The organism is Alkalilacustris brevis (assembly GCF_003350345.1).
Taxonomy (GTDB): domain Bacteria; phylum Pseudomonadota; class Alphaproteobacteria; order Rhodobacterales; family Rhodobacteraceae; genus Alkalilacustris; species Alkalilacustris brevis.
Window position 1 is genome coordinate 1 of the sequence record NZ_QNVJ01000058.1, and the last position, 17703, is coordinate 17703.

Genomic DNA, 17703 nt, shown 5'->3' on the forward strand with positions numbered 1-17703 from the left:
CGCCTCGCAAAGCGGGTCTCGCAATGTCATCCATGCGGGCAAAGCCGCGATGGAAGGGCAGTGAGAACGATTTGTCAGGTGGCAAAACATTGGGGGCTACCGAGAAAAGCCACTGCGGGGCTGCTGCGTGTAAGAACGCCCAACTGCCTGAACATTCGAGCCACGCGCGGCCCGGGCTGGTCGCCCGGACCAGACCGGGGCCAATGTGCCGCTTCGATGCTGGTAGAAGCGCGTGCAACTCGCGTGGGTTTGCCGCGATTGCGCGCAGGGCTTCTGCAATCCCGCATGATAGCTTTCTGCCAGCGGTTACTGCGTCTCGTGGCGGAGTTGCGCCACATCCACCGGCGCAAAGCGTCGTTTCCCCGCGCCTGCGGACCTGTTGGCGCGGGGCCTTCACATCCCCTGCCCGGGCGCGTATAGCCAGCGCTGCAAAACCCGGAGATCAAGATGCAAGGCAGCGCCAACCTCAACCTGATGATCAAGGCCGCCCGCAAGGCCGGCCGCAGCCTGGTCAAGGATTTCCGCGAGGTCGAGAACCTCCAGGTCTCGGTCAAGGGGGCGGGTGATTTCGTGAGCCGGGCCGATCTGGCCTCGGAAAGGATGATCCGGGCCGAGCTGATGGGCGCGCGCCCCACCTATGGCTGGCTGGGCGAGGAATCCGAGCCCGTCGCCGGAACCGACCCGACGCGCCGCTGGATCGTCGATCCGCTGGACGGCACCACGAATTTTCTGCACGGTCTGCCGCATTGGGCGATTTCCATCGCGCTCGAGCACAAGGGCGAGATTGTCGCGGGCGTCGTCTTCGATGCCGCCAAGGACGAGATGTTCGTTGCCGAAAAGGGCGTTGGGGCCTTCATGAATGACCGCCGCATCCGGGTTTCCGGGCGTCGGCACCTGCATGAGGCGATCTTTGCAACGGGCGTGCCCTACGGGGCCAAGCGCACCCTGCCTGCCACGCTCAAGGACCTGGCGCGGCTGATGCCGACCTGCGCGGGGGTGCGGCGCTGGGGGGCGGCGGCGCTCGATCTCGCCTATGTGGCGACCGGGCGCTATGATGGCTTCTGGGAGCGCGAGTTGAACCCCTGGGACATGGCCGCGGGACTGGTGCTGGTGCGCGAGGCCGGCGGCATGGTCTCGGGTCTGCGCGAGGGCAGCGATATCCTGGAATCAGGTGCCGTCATTGCCGCGAACGCTGAAATCTACCAGCCATTCACCGAGATTTTGCGCGCCGACTGACCCCGCGCCTGCCGTCACCGTTTCATTTGCGGCGCGGCACCTTCGGCACCCGGCCCGCTTCGGGAACGGGAGGCGGCCCCTGGCGTGGTTTTTCCCGCTCGTTATCCTGCTGCGGCACCGGCGGCGGCCCCTTCGGGGCGCGCGGCGCGGGATGTCGTGACTGGCCGGGCAGGGGGGGCGGGCCCTTGGGGCCGCTGCCCCCGGTCGTGCGCGTCGGGGTCTTGCGCCGCCGCACTACCGGAACATGCGTCTTGCCGATGCGATAGGTGGCCTCCGGGTGCGGCGGCTGGCCGAAATTGCGCCCCCAATAGGCCACGCCACCCCGGCGCAGCCAGATCGGCACGGTCAGCACCAGCCCCAGCGCAAAGCCGCCCGCATGGGCCCAGTAGGCCACGCCGCCTTCGCCGGGGGGCGCTGCGATGCCGCCGATCACCTGTAACGCGAACCAGATGCCCAGCATCAGCCATGCCGGCACCGGTATCACACGAAAATAGATCACCAGAAACAGGAACACATCGACCCGCGCGCGCGGAAACATCAGCAGATACCCTCCCAGCACCCCGGCAATGGCCCCCGAGGCCCCCACCATCGGGATCATCGAGCCGGGATCGGACAGCAACTGCAACAGTGCCGCCCCCGCGCCGCAGGCCAGATAAAAGAGCAGATAGGGCAGGTGGCCCCATTCCTCTTCCATGTTGTCGCCAAAAATCCACAGAAACAGCATGTTGAAGCCAAGGTGCAGCCAGCCGCCGTGCAGGAATTGCGAGGTAATCAGCGTGTGCAGCCCTTGGCCCGCCTCCAGCCGGGCCGGCACCATGCCCCATTCTGCATATAGGAGCATCAGTTCATAAGGTTCTTCGAACAGTGGCAGGTAGCTGAAGAACAGCGCCACATTCGCCGCGATCAGCCCGTAGGTGACAAAGGGCACGCGGCCCGAGGGGTTGTGATCGCGGATCGGGAACATCCACGCAGGCTTCCCGATCCGCGGGGGATGGTCAAGCGCTCACCCGCGCCAGCAGCGCCGCATTGCCGCCCGCGGCGGTGGTGTCGATGCACAGGTGCCGCTCAAGCAGCACATGCGCCGGGTCGGGCAGCGTGGCGATCAGCGGCAGGATCGGCCCGTCGCGCCCGGCCAGAGCCTGCGCCAGGGCGCGGGCCTCGTCCTCGGGGCCCCAGAACAGCACGCCCGAAAACCCGTGCAGCCGCGTCAGCGCCACGGCGGAAAGGGGGCCGCAGGGCAGGGCGATGCCGCCAAGCGCCTCGACCGCGGCGCGCTGTGCGTCCTGCGCTGCCTTGCCCGGCCCCAGGCACAGAAGCGGCGCGCGCCGATACGTTGACAGTCGGTTCGATTCGCCCGTGGGGCCGGGCATCTCGGTGGTGGAGACCGGCGTGTCATCGGGTTGCGCGGCATCAATCGCGGCCTGAAGCGTGGCGATGTCGGCACTGGCAGCGGCGGTGTCCTCCGCCCCGGTGTCGGGCGCAGTTTCGGGTGCGGGCCAGGCGGCGGCGAAACGTGGCACATAATGCGGCCCGCCTGCCTTGGGGCCGGTGCCAGAAAGGCCCTCGCCCCCGAACGGCTGGCTACCCACCACCGCGCCGATCTGGTTGCGGTTGACATAGATGTTGCCCACATGCAGCCGGTCGACGACTTGCTGCACCCGGTCGTCAATGCGGCTGTGCAGCCCGAAGGTCAGCCCGTAGCCGCTGGCGTTCACCGCATCGATCACCGCGTCGATCCGGCGCGCGTCGAATTCGGCGATATGCAGCACGGGGCCGAAGACCTCGCGCTCCAGGTCCTGGATGCCCTTTACGGCGATTACGGTGGGCGCGATGAAATACCCCGCGCCGGGGCGAGACAACTCCTTGACCACGCGGCCTTCGCTGCGCGCGGCCTCGATATGGGCGCGAATGTCACGCGCGGCCTGCCGGTCGATCACCGGGCCTGTATCGGTGGCCAGATCCCACGGGTCGCCCAGGGTCAGCTCGTCCATCGCGTCGAACAGCATCTTGCGGAACTCGGGCGCGACATCGCGCTGCACATAAAGGCAGCGCAAGGCCGAACAGCGCTGCCCCGCCGACTGGAAGGCGCTGGCAAGAATATCGCGCACGGCCTGTTCATGCAGCGCTGTGGAATCGACGATCATCGCGTTCAGCCCGCCGGTTTCGGCGATCAAGGGCGCCTCGGGGGCCAGATGCGCGGCCATGCTGCGCCGGATCATTAATGCGGTCTCGGTGCTGCCGGTGAAGGCCACGCCGGCCACGCGCGCATCCGAGGTAAGCGCCGCGCCCACTGTCGCGCCATCGCCGGGCAGCAGTTGCAGCGCCGTGCGCGGCACGCCGGCCTCGTGCAGCAGGCGCACGGCGGCGGCGGCCACCAGCGCTGTCTGCTCGGCCGGCTTGGCCAGCACCGCATTGCCGGCGGCCAGCGCGCCGGCGATCTGCCCGGTGAAGATCGCCAGCGGGAAATTCCAAGGCGAGATGCAGGCGAAGGTGCCGCGCGGCCCGGTTTCCAGCTTTTCCGCCTGCGCGCCATAGAAATGCAGGAAATCCACGGCCTCGCGCAATTCGCCCACCGAATCGAGCAGCGTCTTGCCCGCCTCACGCGCGAGAATGGCGAAGAGCGGGCCGAAATCGCGCTCATAGAGTTCGGCGGCGCGGGCCAGCACTGCGCGACGCTCGCCCGCGCTGGCCTGCCAGGGTGCGGCGGCGGCAAGCGCGGTTTCCACATCGCTGGTGCTGGCGGGTGTGACGGTGCCCACCGTGTCATCGGGGCGGGCGGGGTTTATTACCGGTAGCGATTCGGCCCCCTCGACCGGCCCGGCCAGAATCGGGGTGGCGGTGAACCGGGCCGTGCGATGGGGCGCGCGGGCGGCCTCGATCACGGCCAGATCGACCGGGTCGGTCAGATCCCAGCCGCGGGAATTGGGCCGCTCGGGCGCGAACAGCTCGGGGCCGCGGCGGATCAGCGGGTTGCTGCCCGGCCCTGCCTGTTCCAGCGCTGCGAAGGGGCAGGCGGCGATCTTTTCGGGCGGCACGTTTTCATCGACGATCTGGTTGACGAAGGAGGAATTCGCCCCGTTTTCCAGCAGCCGCCGCACCAGATAGGCCAGCAGGTCGCGATGCGCGCCGACGGGGGCATAGATGCGGCAGCGCGTGCCATGGCGCGCGCGCACGATCTCATGCAGGCGTTCACCCATGCCGTGCAGGCGCTGGAATTCATATTCTTCCGGCTGCACGCGCATGTCTTGCACCATATCGAGGATCGCTGCCACGCTATGGGCGTTGTGGGTGGCGAATTGCGGATAGATCCGCGCGCGCATCGCCAGCAGTCGCCGCGCATTGGCGATATAGCTCACATCGCTGGCGGGCTTGCGGGTGAAAACCGGGAAACCATCAAGCCCCAGCACCTGCGCGCGCTTGATCTCGGTGTCCCAATAGGCGCCCTTGACCAGCCGCACCATGATGCGGCGGTCGTGCCGCTCTGCCAGTTCGTGCAGCCAGTCGAGCACCGTGCCGGCGCGCTGACCATAGGCCTGCACCACCACGCCCAACCCGTCCCATCCGGCAAGCTCCGGATCGGCCATCAGCGCCTCGATCACATCGAGCGAAGGCACCAGCCGGTCGGCCTCTTCGGCGTCGATGTTCAGCCCGATCCCGGCCTGCGCGGCCATCTGCGCCAGCCTTCGCGCGCGCGGCAGCAGCTCATCCTCAAGGCGCGCGCGTTTGGCCATCTCGTAGCGCGGGTGCAGCGCCGATAGCTTGACCGAGATGCCGGGATTGGCACGGATATCCCCGGCCGAGGCGCCGCTGCCGATCACGCCGATCGCCCTTGCATAGGCCGCGAAATAGCGCCCGGCGTCGGGTCCCGTGCGCGCGGCCTCGCCCAGCATGTCATAGGAATAGGTGTAGCCTTCGGCTTCGAGTTCGCGCGCGCGCTTCATCGCGGCCTCGATGGTTTCGCCCAGCACGAACTGCCGCCCCATCTCGCGCATGGCGCGGGCGGTGGCGGTGCGGATGACCGGCTCACCAAGCCGCTTTATCACCCCGCGCAAGGTGCCGGCGACGCCGGGGCGGCTGTCTTCCAGAACCTTGCCCGTCAGCATCAGCCCCCAGGTCGAGGCATTGACCAGCGACGACGAAGAATGCCCCAGATGCTGCCCCCAGTCGGAGGGGGCGATCTTGTCCTCGATCAGGGCATCCATGGTGGGGGCGTCGGGCACGCGCAACAGCGCCTCGGCCAGGCACATCAGCGCGATGCCTTCATCGGTGGAGAGCCCGTATTCGGCCAGGAACACTTCCATCAGGCCCGGCTTTGCGCTGGCGCGGATCTCGCGTACCAGATCGGCGGCCCGCGCGGTGATGCGCGCGCGCGCATCGGAGGGCAGTGCGGCAAGCTCGGTCAACCGGGCCAATGCTGCCGTTTCTTCGGCAAGGGCTTCCGTCTCGACCCGATGGCGCAACGCGGCAAGCTGATCATCTGTCATGGCGAGGCTCCTTTTTTCCCGACTTTATCGTGAAATGCGGTTTCTTTCTTCCTTATTTTGCGCAATTGTGGGTCTAAATGGCTTCTGTGGAGGTATTTTAAAATGCAAAAAGACTATTCCGGTCTGGACCGCTTTGACGCGGCGATTCTGCGCGAGCTGTCGACCGAGGGCCGGCTGAGCGTGACCGAGCTGGCGCGCCGCATCGGGCTTTCGAAATCGCCGACCCAGGCACGGCTGCGGCGGCTCGAGGATGACGGGGTGATCCTGGGATACCGCGCGGTGCTGAACCCGGTCCGGATCGGGGCGGCGCATGTGGCATTCGTGGAGGTCAAGCTGTCGGATACGCGCGAGGCCGCGCTCGATGCCTTCAACGCCGCGGTCCGGCAGGTGCCGGAGATCGAGGAATGCCACCTCATCGCCGGGGGGTTCGATTACCTGATAAAGGTGCGTACGCAGGACATCGCCGCCTATCGCCATGTGCTGGCCGAGCGGATCTCAAGCCTGCCGCATGTGACATCGACCTCGACCCATGTCGCGATGGAGGCGGTCAAGGAAACCGGACCCTGAGCGTAGGGCAGGGACGGTGCCGCGCGGCAATCAGACCTGGTCGAGCGCGCCGCGCAGGTCGGAGATCAGGTCATCGGGGTCTTCCAGCCCGATGCTCAGGCGCACCAGCCCCGGTGTGATTCCGAGGTGTTTTTTCTGATCGTCGGGCAGGCGCTGGTGGGTCGTGGTGGCCGGGTGGGTCACCAGGCTTTTCGCGTCGCCCAGGTTGTTGGTGATGCGGAAAATGCGTAACGCGTCGAGCATCCGGAAGGCGGCTTCCTGCCCGCCCTTCACATCTATGGAAAGCACCGTGCCGCCCGATTCCATCTGCGCGCGGGCCAGCGCGTGCTGGGGGTGGCTTTCCAGATGCGGGTAGAGCACCCGCGCAAGCCGCGCGTCACCCTCGAGCGTGCGCGCGATCTTGAGCGCGCCCTTGGCCTGCGCGCGCACCCGCAAATCCAGCGTTTCCATTCCCTTGAGCATCACCCAGGCGTTGAACGGGCTGAGCGCGCCACCGGTGTGTTTCATGTAGGGTTCGACCGTCTTGCGGATGAACTCGCGCCGACCAAGGATCACCCCGCCCAGGCAACGGCCCTGGCCGTCGATGTGCTTGGTGGCGGAATAGACCACGATATCGGCGCCCAGCTCGATCGCCCGCGAGAATACCGGCGTGGCGAATACGTTGTCAGCCACCACCAGCGCGCCTGCCGCATGGGCCATTTCGGCCACGGCGGCGATGTCGATAAGTTCCAGCGTGGGGTTCGACACGGTCTCAAAGAAAACCGCCCTCGTGCCCGGGCGGATCGCGGCGCGCCACTGGTCGAGATCGGCGCCGTCGACCAGCGTGAGTTCGACGCCGAAGCGGGTGAGCACTTCTTCGAGGATATAGAGGCACGAGCCGAACAGCGCGCGCGACGACACCACATGATCGCCCGCGCGCAGCATCGACATCAGCGCGCCGTTGACTGCGGCCATTCCGGAGGCGGCGGCAAAGGCATCCTCGGCGCCTTCCAGATCGGCGATGCGTTCCTCGAACATGCGCACGGTGGGGTTGCCGTAGCGGGCATAGATGAATTCGTCCGGACCGGCCTCGATGAAGCGGGCCTCGGCCGCGGCGGCGCTTTCATAGACAAACCCCTGGGTAAGGAAGATTGCCTCGGACATCTCGCCATACTGGCTGCGCCGTGTGCCCGCATGCACTGCGCGTGTGCGCGGCTTCCAGCCGCCTTGCTGCGTCTTGTCGCTGTTGCCCGTCATTGTCCGACCCCCGCCGCAAACAAAAAAGCCCGATGCCGACCAAGGCACCGGGCCTCAGGCCCGACCTCTTTAGCGGCTTGTTTAACGTGGCCCGCAATCCAGCATACAAATCGCCACGCCCCGGCGGATACGCCCGAACGCGCGCGAGGTCAACCGCCCTGCACGCAGGATGCGCCCGGCGCGGCGGCTCTTGCCTTCGGGCCAGAAGGTGACATGTAGGTGTGAGGCAACAAGGAGTTTTGTGAATGACCGCCGAAATCGACCTTTATTACTGGCCCACCCCGAATGGCTGGAAAATCTCGATCGCACTGGAGGAGATGGGCCTGCCTTACAAGTTGCATCTGGTCGATATCGGTGCAGGCGAACAGTTCAGGCCGGAGTTCCTGAAGATTTCCCCGAACAACCGGATGCCCGCGATCATCGATCGCGAAGGGCCCGATGGGGCGCCGATCTCGATTTTCGAGTCGGGCGCGATCCTGCAATATCTGGCGCGCAAGACCGGCCAGTTCGGCGGCAGCACCGAGCGCGAGCGCGTCGAGGTCGAACAATGGCTGATGTGGCAGATGGGCGGCGTGGGGCCGATGGCGGGGCAGGCGCATCACTTCCTCGCGACAGCGCCGACACTCGATCCGCCGCAGGACCTGCCCTATCCCAAGAATCGCTACCGCAACGAGGTGGCGCGGCTTTACCGGGTTCTGGACCGGCAGCTTGCCGACAATCGCTTTGTCGCGGGCGAATTCTATTCCATTGCCGACATGGCGATCTGGCCTTGGGCCTCGCTGTGGCAAAAGCAGGAGCAGACCCTCGACGAAGTGCCCAACTTCGTGCGCTGGATGGACGAGGTTGGCGCGCGCCCGGCGGTGCAACGCGGCCGCGCGCTGGCGATCGAAAAGCGCAAGGACGCGCCAAAGGACCGCAAGGCGCAGGAGCTTCTTTATGGCACCCAGCGCGCTGCGGGCTGAGGCCGCGCGTCAGTGCTTGTCGGCCGGGCCTGACTGGCCCGCCGACCCCGCCGTGTCCGGCTCGATCCAGTGGGCTTCGATCAGTTTCGACTGGGCGATGAAGAAGCCGAACATCGCCCCGGCCTGGCCGAAGGTATCCCAGACCACATAGACATCGGTCGAGAACGAGCGCCAGATGATCTCATTCGCCACGGCCATCAGTAAGAAAAACCAGGCCAGCCGGCGGGTCAGCACCATCCAGCCGGCGGGCGAGATCGGCAAAAGCCCTTCCATCACATAGGCGAAATACGACTGCCCGCGCCACAGCCCCACCCAGAGCACCAGCCCGAACAGCCCGAAGACGAAGGTGCTCTTCATCTTGAAGAAGCGTTCGTCATTCAGCCAGACGGTCAGCGCGCCAAAGACGACGACCATGAACAGCGTTGTCACCTGGATGCGCGACACCTTGCCCGACAGCCGCCAGAGCACCAGGGTGCAGGCCGACAGCAGCGGGATGAACAGCGCCGTGACGACGATGAAGCCGTCATAATCGCGCCCCCCCACCTCGTAGGTCTCGCCGCGCAGCCAGACATATCCCAGGAAAAAGGCCAGAAGCGGCCCCATCTCGAGCACCATCTTCAGCTTTGGGTTGATCGCGCGGGTCTCGCTCATGCGGTGCTCTCCTGACTGGGGCTGACATAGCATGCCCGGCATCGCGCGCAACAGCTACGGCGCAGTGGCGACGGCTTCATGCGCCCTCATCCGCGCCGGTCAGGGCGCGGGCGAATTCCTCTGGCTCGAACGGTTGCAGATCGTCGATCTGCTCGCCCACGCCGATGGCATGGATCGGCAGGCCGAAGCGGTCGGCCAGCGCCACCAGAACGCCGCCGCGGGCGGTGCCGTCGAGTTTGGTCATCACCAGCCCCGAGACATCGGCGATCTTGCTGAATATCTCGACCTGATTGAGCGCGTTCTGCCCGGTGGTGGCATCCAGGACCAGCAGCGTGTTATGCGGCGCGGTCTCGTCCAGCTTGCGCAGGACCCGCACGATCTTGGCCAGTTCCTCCATCAGGTCGGCACGATTTTGCAGCCGCCCGGCGGTGTCGATCATCAGCAGGTCGGCCCCGTCGGCGCGCGCCTTCGACAGCGCGTCATAGGCCAGGCTTGCCGGGTCGCTGCCCTCGGGCGCGGTCAGCACCGGCACACCGGCGCGCTCGCCCCAGACTTGCAACTGCTCGACCGCGGCCGCGCGGAAGGTATCTCCCGCCGCGATCACCACGTTCTTTCCGGCGGCCCGGAACTGCGCGGCCAGTTTGCCGATGGTGGTGGTCTTGCCCGAGCCGTTCACGCCGACCACCAGCACAACCTGCGGGCGCGACGGGTAAAGCGGCAGCGGGCGCGCCACGGGCTCCATGATGGCGGCGATCTCCTGTGCCAGCAGCGCGCGGACCTCCTGCCCCGACACGCGCTTGCCGAAATGGCCCTCGGCCAGGTTGGCGGTGACGCGCATAGCGGTCTCGACGCCCATGTCGGCCTGGATCAGCACATCCTCGAGGCTTTCGAGCATGGCATCGTCAAGCACACGGCGCGGTGCATCCGCAGGCGCGGGGCCGCGCCCCAGCAGCCGGCCCAGCAGGCCAGGGCGGGCGTCGTCGGGGTCGGGTTCCTGCGGCGGCGCAGGGATTTCGCCCTCTTCCGCCGGCGCGACGCGCGGTTCGTCTTGGGGCAGACCCTTGCGCTCGGGCACGGCGGGGGCCACGGGTGCGGCCGGTGCGGGCGCGTCCGAGGCCGGCGTGGGGCGCGGCGGCATCGCTTGCGGCTGGCTGCGTTCGGGCGGGGGCGGGGCGTCGTCAGCAGGTGTTTCGACTGGTGCTTCGGTTGGTGCCGCTGGGGCGGGGGCCTCGTCTGTGCGGGAGGCAGGCGCGGCTTCGGGCGCCGGTTTTTCGGCGCCTTCCTCGACCACGGCATCCAGCCCCTCGCCCAGCCGCGACGAGGATTTGAACATCCGCTCCTTCAGCTTCTTGAAAAACGACATGCGCCACCCTTCGAACTATCTGCGACACAGCTAATACAGCGCGCCCGGATTTGAAAGTGAGCGGGCGCCCCCAAGCTTGACGTTTTCATGACAATCCGCAATCAGACGTCATGCCGATGTCACATGCCCAGCCCGATGCCGCGCAGCTTGCCCGCAAGGCCCGCGCCCTGCCGCCCGGCCGCATCGGCAGTTTCATCCACGATGGTCAACGCTACTGGGTGAAGTTCGAGGAAGAGATCGCTTCGCTGCGCTTGCGACTGTTCAAGGGTAACGCCGGGCGCAGCCTCAGCCGCGAACAGCACTTGCTGACCGAATTCGCCGCACGGGGGGCCGCCGTGCCGCCGATCGCGGCGCAAGGGCAGGGGTTTATGGTGTTGCCCGATTGCGGCCCGAACCTGCCCGGCCTACTGAAACCGGGCGAGGAGTTTCGCCCCGCTTTTCGCGCCACCGGCAAGGCCCTGGCCGAAATGCATGCGCTGGGGCTGGCGCATGGGCGGCCCTGTATCCGCGACGTGTGCTGGGATGGCGAAACCGTCACCTTCCTTGACCTGGAGGCCGGCGCGCGGCTCGATGCCCGCCCTCGTGACATGGCCCGCGATTTGCTTGTGCTGCTGCATTCGGCCTTGGCGCAACGGTCCGAGTTCCTTTGCGGTGCGGAAGAGATTGCAGTTGGCTACCGTGCCCATGACCCCGGCGGCATCTGGGAGCTTGCACGCCGGCGCGCGCGCCGGATGCGGTGGTTTGCGCCACTGGTCGCGCCGGTGATCTTGTATCACCGGTTCCGCGCCAAGCAGAAGAGCGAGTTCTACGCGATCCCCTTGTTGATTGCGTTCTTGCGCTGAGGTCGCGGGCAGGCCAGTTTCGGCCCTGATACGGGGATATTCCCAGCACGTGCCAAGCCGGAACCAGAGATGCCATTGACCGAGTTGTTCGCAAATGCCCTACGCCACGCCAGCATCACCGTGGCGCTGCTATCGGCAGGATGGGTGGCGTCGCCTGTGGTCGCCGATCCGCCGGGGCGGATGCTCGACGGGGCAGAGTTCGAGGCGCTGACGACAGGGCGGACGATGACCTATGGTGTCGGTGGGCTGGTCTACGGCATCGAGCAGTATCTGCCCGGCCGGCGCGTGATATGGGCTTTTGCCGGTGACGCGTGCCGACAGGGGACATGGTTCGAGGCCGACGATCACATCTGTTTCGTCTATGACGATGCGCCCGAACGGCTGCATTGCTGGCAGTTTTTCGACACCGACGCGGGGCTGCGCGCGCAAGCAGAAGGGGACCCGCCCGGCAGCGGTCTGGTTGAGGTGGGTCATGCCGAAGGGCCGATGGAATGCCCGGGGCTTTGGCTGGGGTCGTGACGGTGGCTCAGAATAGGCTGCCCTGGCGCGGCGGGGGGGCTTTGCCGGGCGACGTCTTGCCGGGGGCTTCGGCCTTGCGGGGCTTTCCGGGTTTGCCTGTGCCGCCTGCCGGACCGCCCGCGCCGCCACCACCCGGCACGGCGTTCATGCGCCCATCGGCGAATTCGATCTCGAGCGCCACCGCATTTGCCGCCGCCGTGCTGTTGGTCACGACCGCGCCATCGCCGCGCACCACGGCATAGCCGCGCCTGAGCGTTTCGCGGTAGCCCAGCGTCTGGCGCATCCGTTCCAGCGCCTCCAGCCGGTCGCGCCAGCGTGCGAGCTGGCCCTGTGCCACGGCGGCAAAACGCTGGGAAAGCACGCTTTGGCGTTGCTGCCCATCGGCCACCTGACGTGCCAGCGCCCGGGGGGAAAGCCGTCCGGCGCGGTCGGACCATTGCCTGTGCCGGTCGCGCAGCAGCCGCCCGGGCGCCGCATCCAGTCGCTGCCCCAGCCGCGCCAGCGCCTCGTGCTGGCTGTCGATGCGGGCCTGCAGGGTTTGCAGCCGCAGCCCCCCCTCGGCGCGGCCCAGGGCAATCCGCCGGGCCTGCACACTGGCGCGCAACGCACCCGGCAGCCGGTCGGCCAGGTTGTCGAGCCGTTGCGCAGCCTGACCCACCAGCATTTCGGGGCGCGGCATGGCGCGCGCGAGATCCCGCAGCCGCTGGCCGCGGCGTTCAAGCGCCTGGCCGGTGGCGCGCACAAGGCGCGCGCCCTGTTCATCGGTCCAGGCCAGCAACTCGCTGCGCACCGGCACCGCCATCTCGGCCGCCGCTGTGGGGGTGGGCGCGCGCCGGTCGGCGGCGAAGTCGATCAGGGTGGTATCGGTTTCGTGCCCCACGGCCGAAATCAGCGGGATCGCGCTGTCGGCGGCGGCGCGCACCACGATTTCCTCGTTGAAGCCCCACAGATCCTCGACCGAGCCGCCGCCGCGCGCGACGATCAGAAGATCGGGGCGTGGCACCGGCCCACCGGCGGCGGGCAGGGCGTTGAAGCCACGGATCGCCGCCGCCACCTCGGGCGCGCAGGCCGCGCCCTGCACCGCCACCGGCCAGACGATCACATGGCGTGGAAAGCGGTCGGACAGCCGGTGCAGGATATCGCGGATCACCGCCCCCGAGGGCGAGGTAACAACCCCGATCACGCGCGGCAGATAGGGCAGGGGGCGTTTGCGCGCGGGGTCGAACAGCCCCTCGGCGGCCAGTTGCGCCTTGCGCTTTTCCAGCATCGCCATCAGCGCGCCCATGCCGGCGGGGGCGATTTCCTCGATCACCATCTGGTATTTCGACTGCCCGCCAAAGGTGGTCAGCCGGCCCGTGGCGACCACCTCCATGCCTTCTTCGGGTTGGGTGGCCAGCCGCCCGGCCACGCCTTTCCAGATCACACCCGCCAGCACGTTGCGGTCATCCTTGAGGTCGAGATAGACATGCCCCGAGCGCGGGCGCGAGACGCGCCCCACCTCGCCGCGCACGCGCACGCGGCCGAATTCGCCCTCGATCACCCGCTTGACCGCGCCCGAGATTTCCGTGACCGAATACTCGGGCGCGTTCTGCCCCGGCGCGGGGTCGTCGATCAGATCCATGGCCGCCTCACTTGTGCTGCACCTCGCCGCACCCTAGAACGCCCGGCATCGGGTGAAAAGCACGTGGGGCGCGAAGATGAACATTCTGGTGCTGGGCAGCGGCGGGCGCGAACATGCGCTGGCCTGGGCGATCAAGCAGAACCCCAAATGCGACCGGCTGATCGTGGCCCCCGGCAATGCCGGCATCGCGCAGATGTCTGAGACCGCCGATATCGACATCACCGATGGCGGTGTGGTCGCCAATTTCGCCGAGGAAAACACCATCGATTTCGTGGTGATCGGCCCCGAGGCGCCACTGGCGGCCGGCGTGGCCGACCGGCTGCGCGACGCGGGCGTGCCGGTGTTCGGCCCCACGGCGGCGGCGGCGCAACTCGAGGCGTCGAAAGCCTTCACCAAGGAAATCTGCGATGCCTGCGGCGCCCCCACCGCACGCTGGGCCCGGTTCGACAATGCCGAAGCCGCGCGCGCCCATATTTTTGAGACCGGTGCGCCGATCGTCGTCAAGGCCGACGGGCTGGCCGCCGGCAAGGGCGTTGTGGTGGCGATGGACGAGGCCACAGCCCTGGCCGCGATCGATGACATCTTTGCCGGGGCCTTTGGCGCGGAGGCGGGCGCAAGTGTCGTGATCGAGGAATTCATGGAGGGCGAAGAGGCCAGCTTCTTCGTGCTTTGCGATGGTGAAACTGTTTTGCCAATCGGCACCGCCCAGGACCACAAGCGCGTGGGCGAGGGCGATACCGGCCCCAACACCGGCGGGATGGGCGCCTATTCGCCCGCGCCGATCCTGACGCCCGAACTGCAGGAGCAGGTGCTTGCCCGAATCATCCGCCCCACCGTGTCCGAGATGGCGCGTCGTGGCACCCCGTTCCAGGGTGTCCTTTACGCCGGGTTGATGATCCAGGACGGCGTGGCGCGGCTGGTCGAATACAACGTGCGCTTCGGCGACCCCGAATGCCAGGCACTGATGCTGCGGCTGGGCGCGCAAGTCTTCGACCTGATGCTGGCCTGCACCGAGGGGCGGCTGGCCGAATGTGCCGTCAACTGGGCCGACGATCACGCGATATGTGTCGTCATGGCGGCCAGGGGCTATCCGGGCAGCTACGACAAGGGCAGCGTGATCCGGGGGCTCGACCAGTTGCTCGAAGACAGCCGCCACATGACCTTCCACGCCGGAACCGCCGAGCGCGGCGGCGAGATCGTCGCCGCGGGCGGCCGGGTGCTGGGCGTGACGGCGCGCGGCGCATCGCTGTCCGAGGCGCGCGAAGAGGCCTATGCGATGATCGCGGGCATCGACTGGCCCGAAGGGTTCTACCGCCGCGATATAGGCTGGCGTGCGCTGGGTGGTCCGACACCGCCGGGCAAAGACTGACCGCGCGCGTTGCCCATCCGCCGCGCCGACAGGCGCAATGTCTGCCGGTAATGCGCGCCCGCATGACCCTGCGAGCGCCCCGCATTCTCGCGCTGCCCAGTTTGATCCGTAACGCCCCCGGACCCGTATCAGAATGAAAGGGTTGGAAGCGCAGCGTCAAAAGCCCCATATTGGGAGTGACGCCGAACTGGGCGAGAGGGGAAGCGCGATGAACATTCATACGCCTGAGATCGACCGGAAACCGAGCCGTGACGAGGCCGAAGCCGCGCTTGAGGTGCTCAGGAAGTGGGCGGACAAGGCAAGTGACGACGAAATCGCCACGCTTGACCCGGCGGTGTCGAGGCTAGCGCCGGATGCACCGGTTGGGTCAGCTTCGGAATACCCGGCCTTCAGCCGCAGCTATCCGGAAGGTTTCCGGGCCGATGATGCCTACCGCGCCTCGCTGCCCGATCTGCAAAACGGCCCGGCCAGCCTGATCGTGGGCGCGCGGGCGCCGATCCAGCATGTGGGGATTTCCAACTTTCGCCTGCCGATCAGCTTTCATACGCGCGACAACGGCGACCTGACGCTTGAGACCAGCGTCACCGGCACCGTCAGCCTGGAAGCCGAGAAGAAGGGCATCAACATGTCGCGCATCATGCGCAGCTTCTACGGCCATGCAGGGCGCACCTTCAGCTTTCAGGTGATCGAGGCCGCGCTCGATGATTACAAGGCCGATCTCGACAGTATCGACGCTCGGATCATGATGCGCTTTTCCTTCCCCATGAAGATGCGCGCGCTGCGCTCTGGGCTGGAGGGGTATCAGTATTACGACATCGCGCTGGAACTGGTGGAGCGGGCCGGCGTGCGCCGCCGGTTCATGCACCTCGATTATGTCTATTCCTCGACCTGCCCCTGCTCGCTTGAGCTTTCCGAACATGCGCGGGCCACGCGCGGGCAGCTGGCGACGCCGCATTCACAGCGTTCGGTGGCGCGCGTCTCGATCGAGCTGATCGAGGGCCGCACGCTCTGGTTCGAGGATCTGATCGACCTGTGCCGCGCCGCCGTGCCGACCGAGACCCAGGTGATGGTCAAGCGCGAGGATGAACAGGCCTTCGCCGAGCTGAACGCCGCCAACCCGATTTTCGTCGAGGATGCCGCACGCGCCTTCTGTGCCCAGCTTGCCGGCGATGAACGGATCGGCGACTTCCGCGTGGTGGCCAGCCATCAGGAAAGCCTGCACAGCCATGATGCGGTCAGCGTGCTGACGCGGGGCGAAACATTCGCGGCCGAAAGCCTGGACCCGAAGCTGTTCGCCACGCTGGTGCATGGCGGCTGATCGCGCTGGCCCGTCGCGCCGTCGCGCCGGGCGCGTGAAGCTGCGTGCTTGACAGTTCCATCCGGGCCGGACAAGCGTTCGATCCATGATCGATCTGCGCCCTGTCGGATATATCCTTGGCCTGCTGAGCGCCGTTATCGGACTGGCGATGCTGGTGCCGATGGCGGCCGACATGATCGATGGCGATGCGAACTGGCGCGCTTTCATGGCCAGCGCCACGGTGACGTTTCTCGCGGGGGTCTTCGTTGCGCTGGCCTGCCAGAACGGCGCGCGCGCCGAGATGGGCACGCGCCATGCCTTCGTGCTGACCACCGGCGCCTGGGTGGTGCTGCCGCTTTTCGGGGCGCTGCCCTTCATGCTCGGGGTGCCGGGGGTGGGGTTCACGGATGCGTTCTTCGAATCCATGTCGGGGATCACCACCACCGGAACCACCGTGTTCGTCGGGCTGGATTCGATGCCGCGCGGCACGCTCTTGTGGCGGTCGATCCTGCAATGGCTGGGCGGGCTGGGGATCATCGTGGTGGCAATGCTGTTCCTGCCGCTGATGAAGGTGGGCGGGATGCAGTTCTACCGCTCCGAGGCCTTCGACACGATGGGCAAGGTGATGCCGCGCGCGCTTGACCTGGCAAGGGCGCTGTTCGAGGTGTATCTGCTGATCACCGTGGCCTGCGCGGCCAGCTATTTCGCGCTGGGCCTGTCGGCTTTCGATGCGGTGAACCATGCCTTCACTACAGTGGCCACGGGCGGATTCTCGACATCAGATGCCTCGTTTGCGGCGTTCTCGCCGGCGGCGCAGTATGCAAGTATCCTGTTCATGATCCTTGCCGGCCTGCCCTTCGTGCGTTTCGTGCAGCTCATGGGGGGCAGCTTCGCGCCGCTCTGGCAGGACATCCAGGTGCGCGCCTATATCCGCTGGATAACCTATGCCGTTGCTGCGGTGCTGGTCTACCGTATCGCGACCGAAGGGGTCGCCGTGCTGCCGGGGCTGCGTGAAAGTGCCTTCAATGTCGTTTCGCTGTTTTCCGGCACCGGCTATTCCAGCGCCGATGTTTCTGCCTGGGGCGCCTTTCCGCTGGTCGTGGTGATCGCGGTGGGCGCGGTGGGGGCCTGCACGGCCTCGACAGGGTGTTCGATCAAGGTCTTTCGTTATCTGGTGCTGTTCGAGGCGATCAAGGCGCAGATCCGGCGCATTCACAGCCCCAGCCGCGTGGTGCCCGTGCGCCTTGACGGCAAGCCGCTGGGCGACGATGTCATCAACTCGGTCATCGCGTTGTTCACGCTTTTCATGGTCGGTTTCGGCATCGCGGCGGTTCTGCTTTCGCTGACCGGGCTTCAGATCAGCACGGCGTTCACGGCAGCCTGGACGGCGCTTTTCAACATCGGCCCGGCCTTCGGCCCCGAGGTGGGGCCTACCGGCGCGGTCGATGGTTTCCCGCCGCTGGCCAAATGGGTGATGATCGCGGCCATGCTGGCCGGCCGGCTCGAGATGCTGGCGGTGGTTGTGCTGTTGCTGCCGCGTTTCTGGCGCGCCTGAC

General features: G+C 67.0%; 13 protein-coding genes, 1 pseudogene and 1 riboswitch. Of the genes and pseudogenes, 8 read left to right on the forward strand and 6 right to left on the reverse strand.

Features of this window, described 5'->3' with window-relative positions:
• Nucleotides 1–447 precede the first annotated feature (447 nt).
• Complete coding sequence (locus DQ229_RS08765) at nt 448–1236, forward strand: inositol monophosphatase family protein (protein ID WP_114965902.1); 789 nt, start codon at nt 448–450, stop codon at nt 1234–1236.
• Nucleotides 1237–1459: 223 nt separating this feature from the next.
• Here DQ229_RS08765 and DQ229_RS08770 read toward each other — a convergent pair.
• Nucleotides 1460–2200, reverse strand: a pseudogene (locus tag DQ229_RS08770) (rhomboid family intramembrane serine protease); the annotation flags it as partial.
• A gap of 31 nt (nt 2201–2231) precedes the next feature.
• Nucleotides 2232–5720: a bifunctional proline dehydrogenase/L-glutamate gamma-semialdehyde dehydrogenase PutA gene (gene putA / locus DQ229_RS08775; RefSeq protein ID WP_114965904.1), complete on the reverse strand. Its 3489-nt coding sequence runs from the start codon at nt 5718–5720 to the stop codon at nt 2232–2234.
• A 102-nt stretch (nt 5721–5822) separates the two neighbouring features.
• On the opposite strand from putA, the gene DQ229_RS08780 reads away from it, so the two are divergent.
• Nucleotides 5823–6287 (forward strand): Lrp/AsnC family transcriptional regulator, encoded by a 465-nt coding sequence (locus tag DQ229_RS08780; protein ID WP_114965905.1) that lies wholly within the window; start codon nt 5823–5825, stop codon nt 6285–6287.
• 30 nt (nt 6288–6317) lie between these two features.
• Here the strand turns inward: DQ229_RS08780 and metZ are convergent, their stop codons facing one another.
• On the reverse strand, nt 6318–7523 hold the full coding sequence (gene metZ / locus DQ229_RS08785) for an O-succinylhomoserine sulfhydrylase (RefSeq protein ID WP_114965906.1): 1206 nt from the start codon (nt 7521–7523) through the stop codon (nt 6318–6320).
• Between the two features lie 48 nt (nt 7524–7571).
• Nucleotides 7572–7650: riboswitch (SAM riboswitch) on the reverse strand.
• Between the two features lie 118 nt (nt 7651–7768).
• On the opposite strand from metZ, the gene DQ229_RS08790 reads away from it, so the two are divergent.
• Nucleotides 7769–8485, forward strand: coding sequence for a glutathione S-transferase N-terminal domain-containing protein (locus DQ229_RS08790; protein ID WP_114965907.1), 717 nt, complete (start codon nt 7769–7771; stop codon nt 8483–8485).
• A 9-nt stretch (nt 8486–8494) separates the two neighbouring features.
• On the opposite strand, the gene DQ229_RS08795 is transcribed toward DQ229_RS08790, so the two are convergent.
• Together DQ229_RS08795 and ftsY are read right to left on the reverse strand one after the other, a co-directional pair.
• Complete coding sequence (locus tag DQ229_RS08795) at nt 8495–9136, reverse strand: inner membrane-spanning protein YciB (protein WP_114965908.1); 642 nt, start codon at nt 9134–9136, stop codon at nt 8495–8497.
• Nucleotides 9137–9212: 76 nt separating this feature from the next.
• Entirely contained in the window at nt 9213–10499 is a 1287-nt protein-coding gene (ftsY, locus tag DQ229_RS08800; protein ID WP_114965909.1) for a signal recognition particle-docking protein FtsY, read from the reverse strand.
• Nucleotides 10500–10609: 110 nt separating this feature from the next.
• Between ftsY and DQ229_RS08805 the strand changes: the two genes are divergently transcribed.
• Both DQ229_RS08805 and DQ229_RS08810 read left to right on the forward strand, forming a co-directional pair.
• Nucleotides 10610–11341: a BUD32 family EKC/KEOPS complex subunit gene (locus DQ229_RS08805; RefSeq protein ID WP_114965910.1), complete on the forward strand. Its 732-nt coding sequence runs from the start codon at nt 10610–10612 to the stop codon at nt 11339–11341.
• A 69-nt stretch (nt 11342–11410) separates the two neighbouring features.
• On the forward strand, nt 11411–11860 hold the full coding sequence (locus DQ229_RS08810; RefSeq protein WP_114965911.1) for a hypothetical protein: 450 nt from the start codon (nt 11411–11413) through the stop codon (nt 11858–11860).
• A gap of 7 nt (nt 11861–11867) precedes the next feature.
• Here the strand turns inward: DQ229_RS08810 and xseA are convergent, their stop codons facing one another.
• Nucleotides 11868–13481 (reverse strand): exodeoxyribonuclease VII large subunit, encoded by a 1614-nt coding sequence (gene xseA, locus DQ229_RS08815; RefSeq protein WP_114965912.1) that lies wholly within the window; start codon nt 13479–13481, stop codon nt 11868–11870.
• A 76-nt stretch (nt 13482–13557) separates the two neighbouring features.
• Between xseA and purD the strand changes: the two genes are divergently transcribed.
• The 3 genes from purD to DQ229_RS08830 all read left to right on the forward strand — a co-directional run bounded on the left by purD (nt 13558) and on the right by DQ229_RS08830 (nt 17702).
• Entirely contained in the window at nt 13558–14850 is a 1293-nt protein-coding gene (gene purD, locus DQ229_RS08820; RefSeq protein ID WP_114965913.1) for a phosphoribosylamine--glycine ligase, read from the forward strand.
• Between the two features lie 208 nt (nt 14851–15058).
• Nucleotides 15059–16168, forward strand: coding sequence for a GTP cyclohydrolase FolE2 (folE2, locus tag DQ229_RS08825; RefSeq protein ID WP_114965914.1), 1110 nt, complete (start codon nt 15059–15061; stop codon nt 16166–16168).
• Between the two features lie 85 nt (nt 16169–16253).
• Entirely contained in the window at nt 16254–17702 is a 1449-nt protein-coding gene (locus DQ229_RS08830; protein ID WP_114965915.1) for a TrkH family potassium uptake protein, read from the forward strand.
• Nucleotide 17703 lies beyond the last annotated feature (1 nt).

What these genes read in the sequence shown, in the direction of transcription:
- DQ229_RS08765 (WP_114965902.1), top strand. Translation starts at nt 448, where the DNA reads ATGCAAGGCAGCGCCAACCTCAACCTGATGATCAAGGCCGCCCGCAAG.
- putA (WP_114965904.1), bottom strand. Translation starts at nt 5,720, where the DNA reads ATGACAGATGATCAGCTTGCCGCGTTGCGCCATCGGGTCGAGACGGAA.
- DQ229_RS08780 (WP_114965905.1), top strand. Translation starts at nt 5,823, where the DNA reads ATGCAAAAAGACTATTCCGGTCTGGACCGCTTTGACGCGGCGATTCTG.
- metZ (WP_114965906.1), bottom strand. Translation starts at nt 7,523, where the DNA reads ATGACGGGCAACAGCGACAAGACGCAGCAAGGCGGCTGGAAGCCGCGC.
- DQ229_RS08790 (WP_114965907.1), top strand. Translation starts at nt 7,769, where the DNA reads ATGACCGCCGAAATCGACCTTTATTACTGGCCCACCCCGAATGGCTGG.
- DQ229_RS08795 (WP_114965908.1), bottom strand. Translation starts at nt 9,136, where the DNA reads ATGAGCGAGACCCGCGCGATCAACCCAAAGCTGAAGATGGTGCTCGAG.
- ftsY (WP_114965909.1), bottom strand. Translation starts at nt 10,499, where the DNA reads ATGTCGTTTTTCAAGAAGCTGAAGGAGCGGATGTTCAAATCCTCGTCG.
- DQ229_RS08805 (WP_114965910.1), top strand. Translation starts at nt 10,610, where the DNA reads ATGCCGATGTCACATGCCCAGCCCGATGCCGCGCAGCTTGCCCGCAAG.
- DQ229_RS08810 (WP_114965911.1), top strand. Translation starts at nt 11,411, where the DNA reads ATGCCATTGACCGAGTTGTTCGCAAATGCCCTACGCCACGCCAGCATC.
- xseA (WP_114965912.1), bottom strand. Translation starts at nt 13,481, where the DNA reads ATGGATCTGATCGACGACCCCGCGCCGGGGCAGAACGCGCCCGAGTAT.
- purD (WP_114965913.1), top strand. Translation starts at nt 13,558, where the DNA reads ATGAACATTCTGGTGCTGGGCAGCGGCGGGCGCGAACATGCGCTGGCC.
- folE2 (WP_114965914.1), top strand. Translation starts at nt 15,059, where the DNA reads ATGAACATTCATACGCCTGAGATCGACCGGAAACCGAGCCGTGACGAG.
- DQ229_RS08830 (WP_114965915.1), top strand. Translation starts at nt 16,254, where the DNA reads ATGATCGATCTGCGCCCTGTCGGATATATCCTTGGCCTGCTGAGCGCC.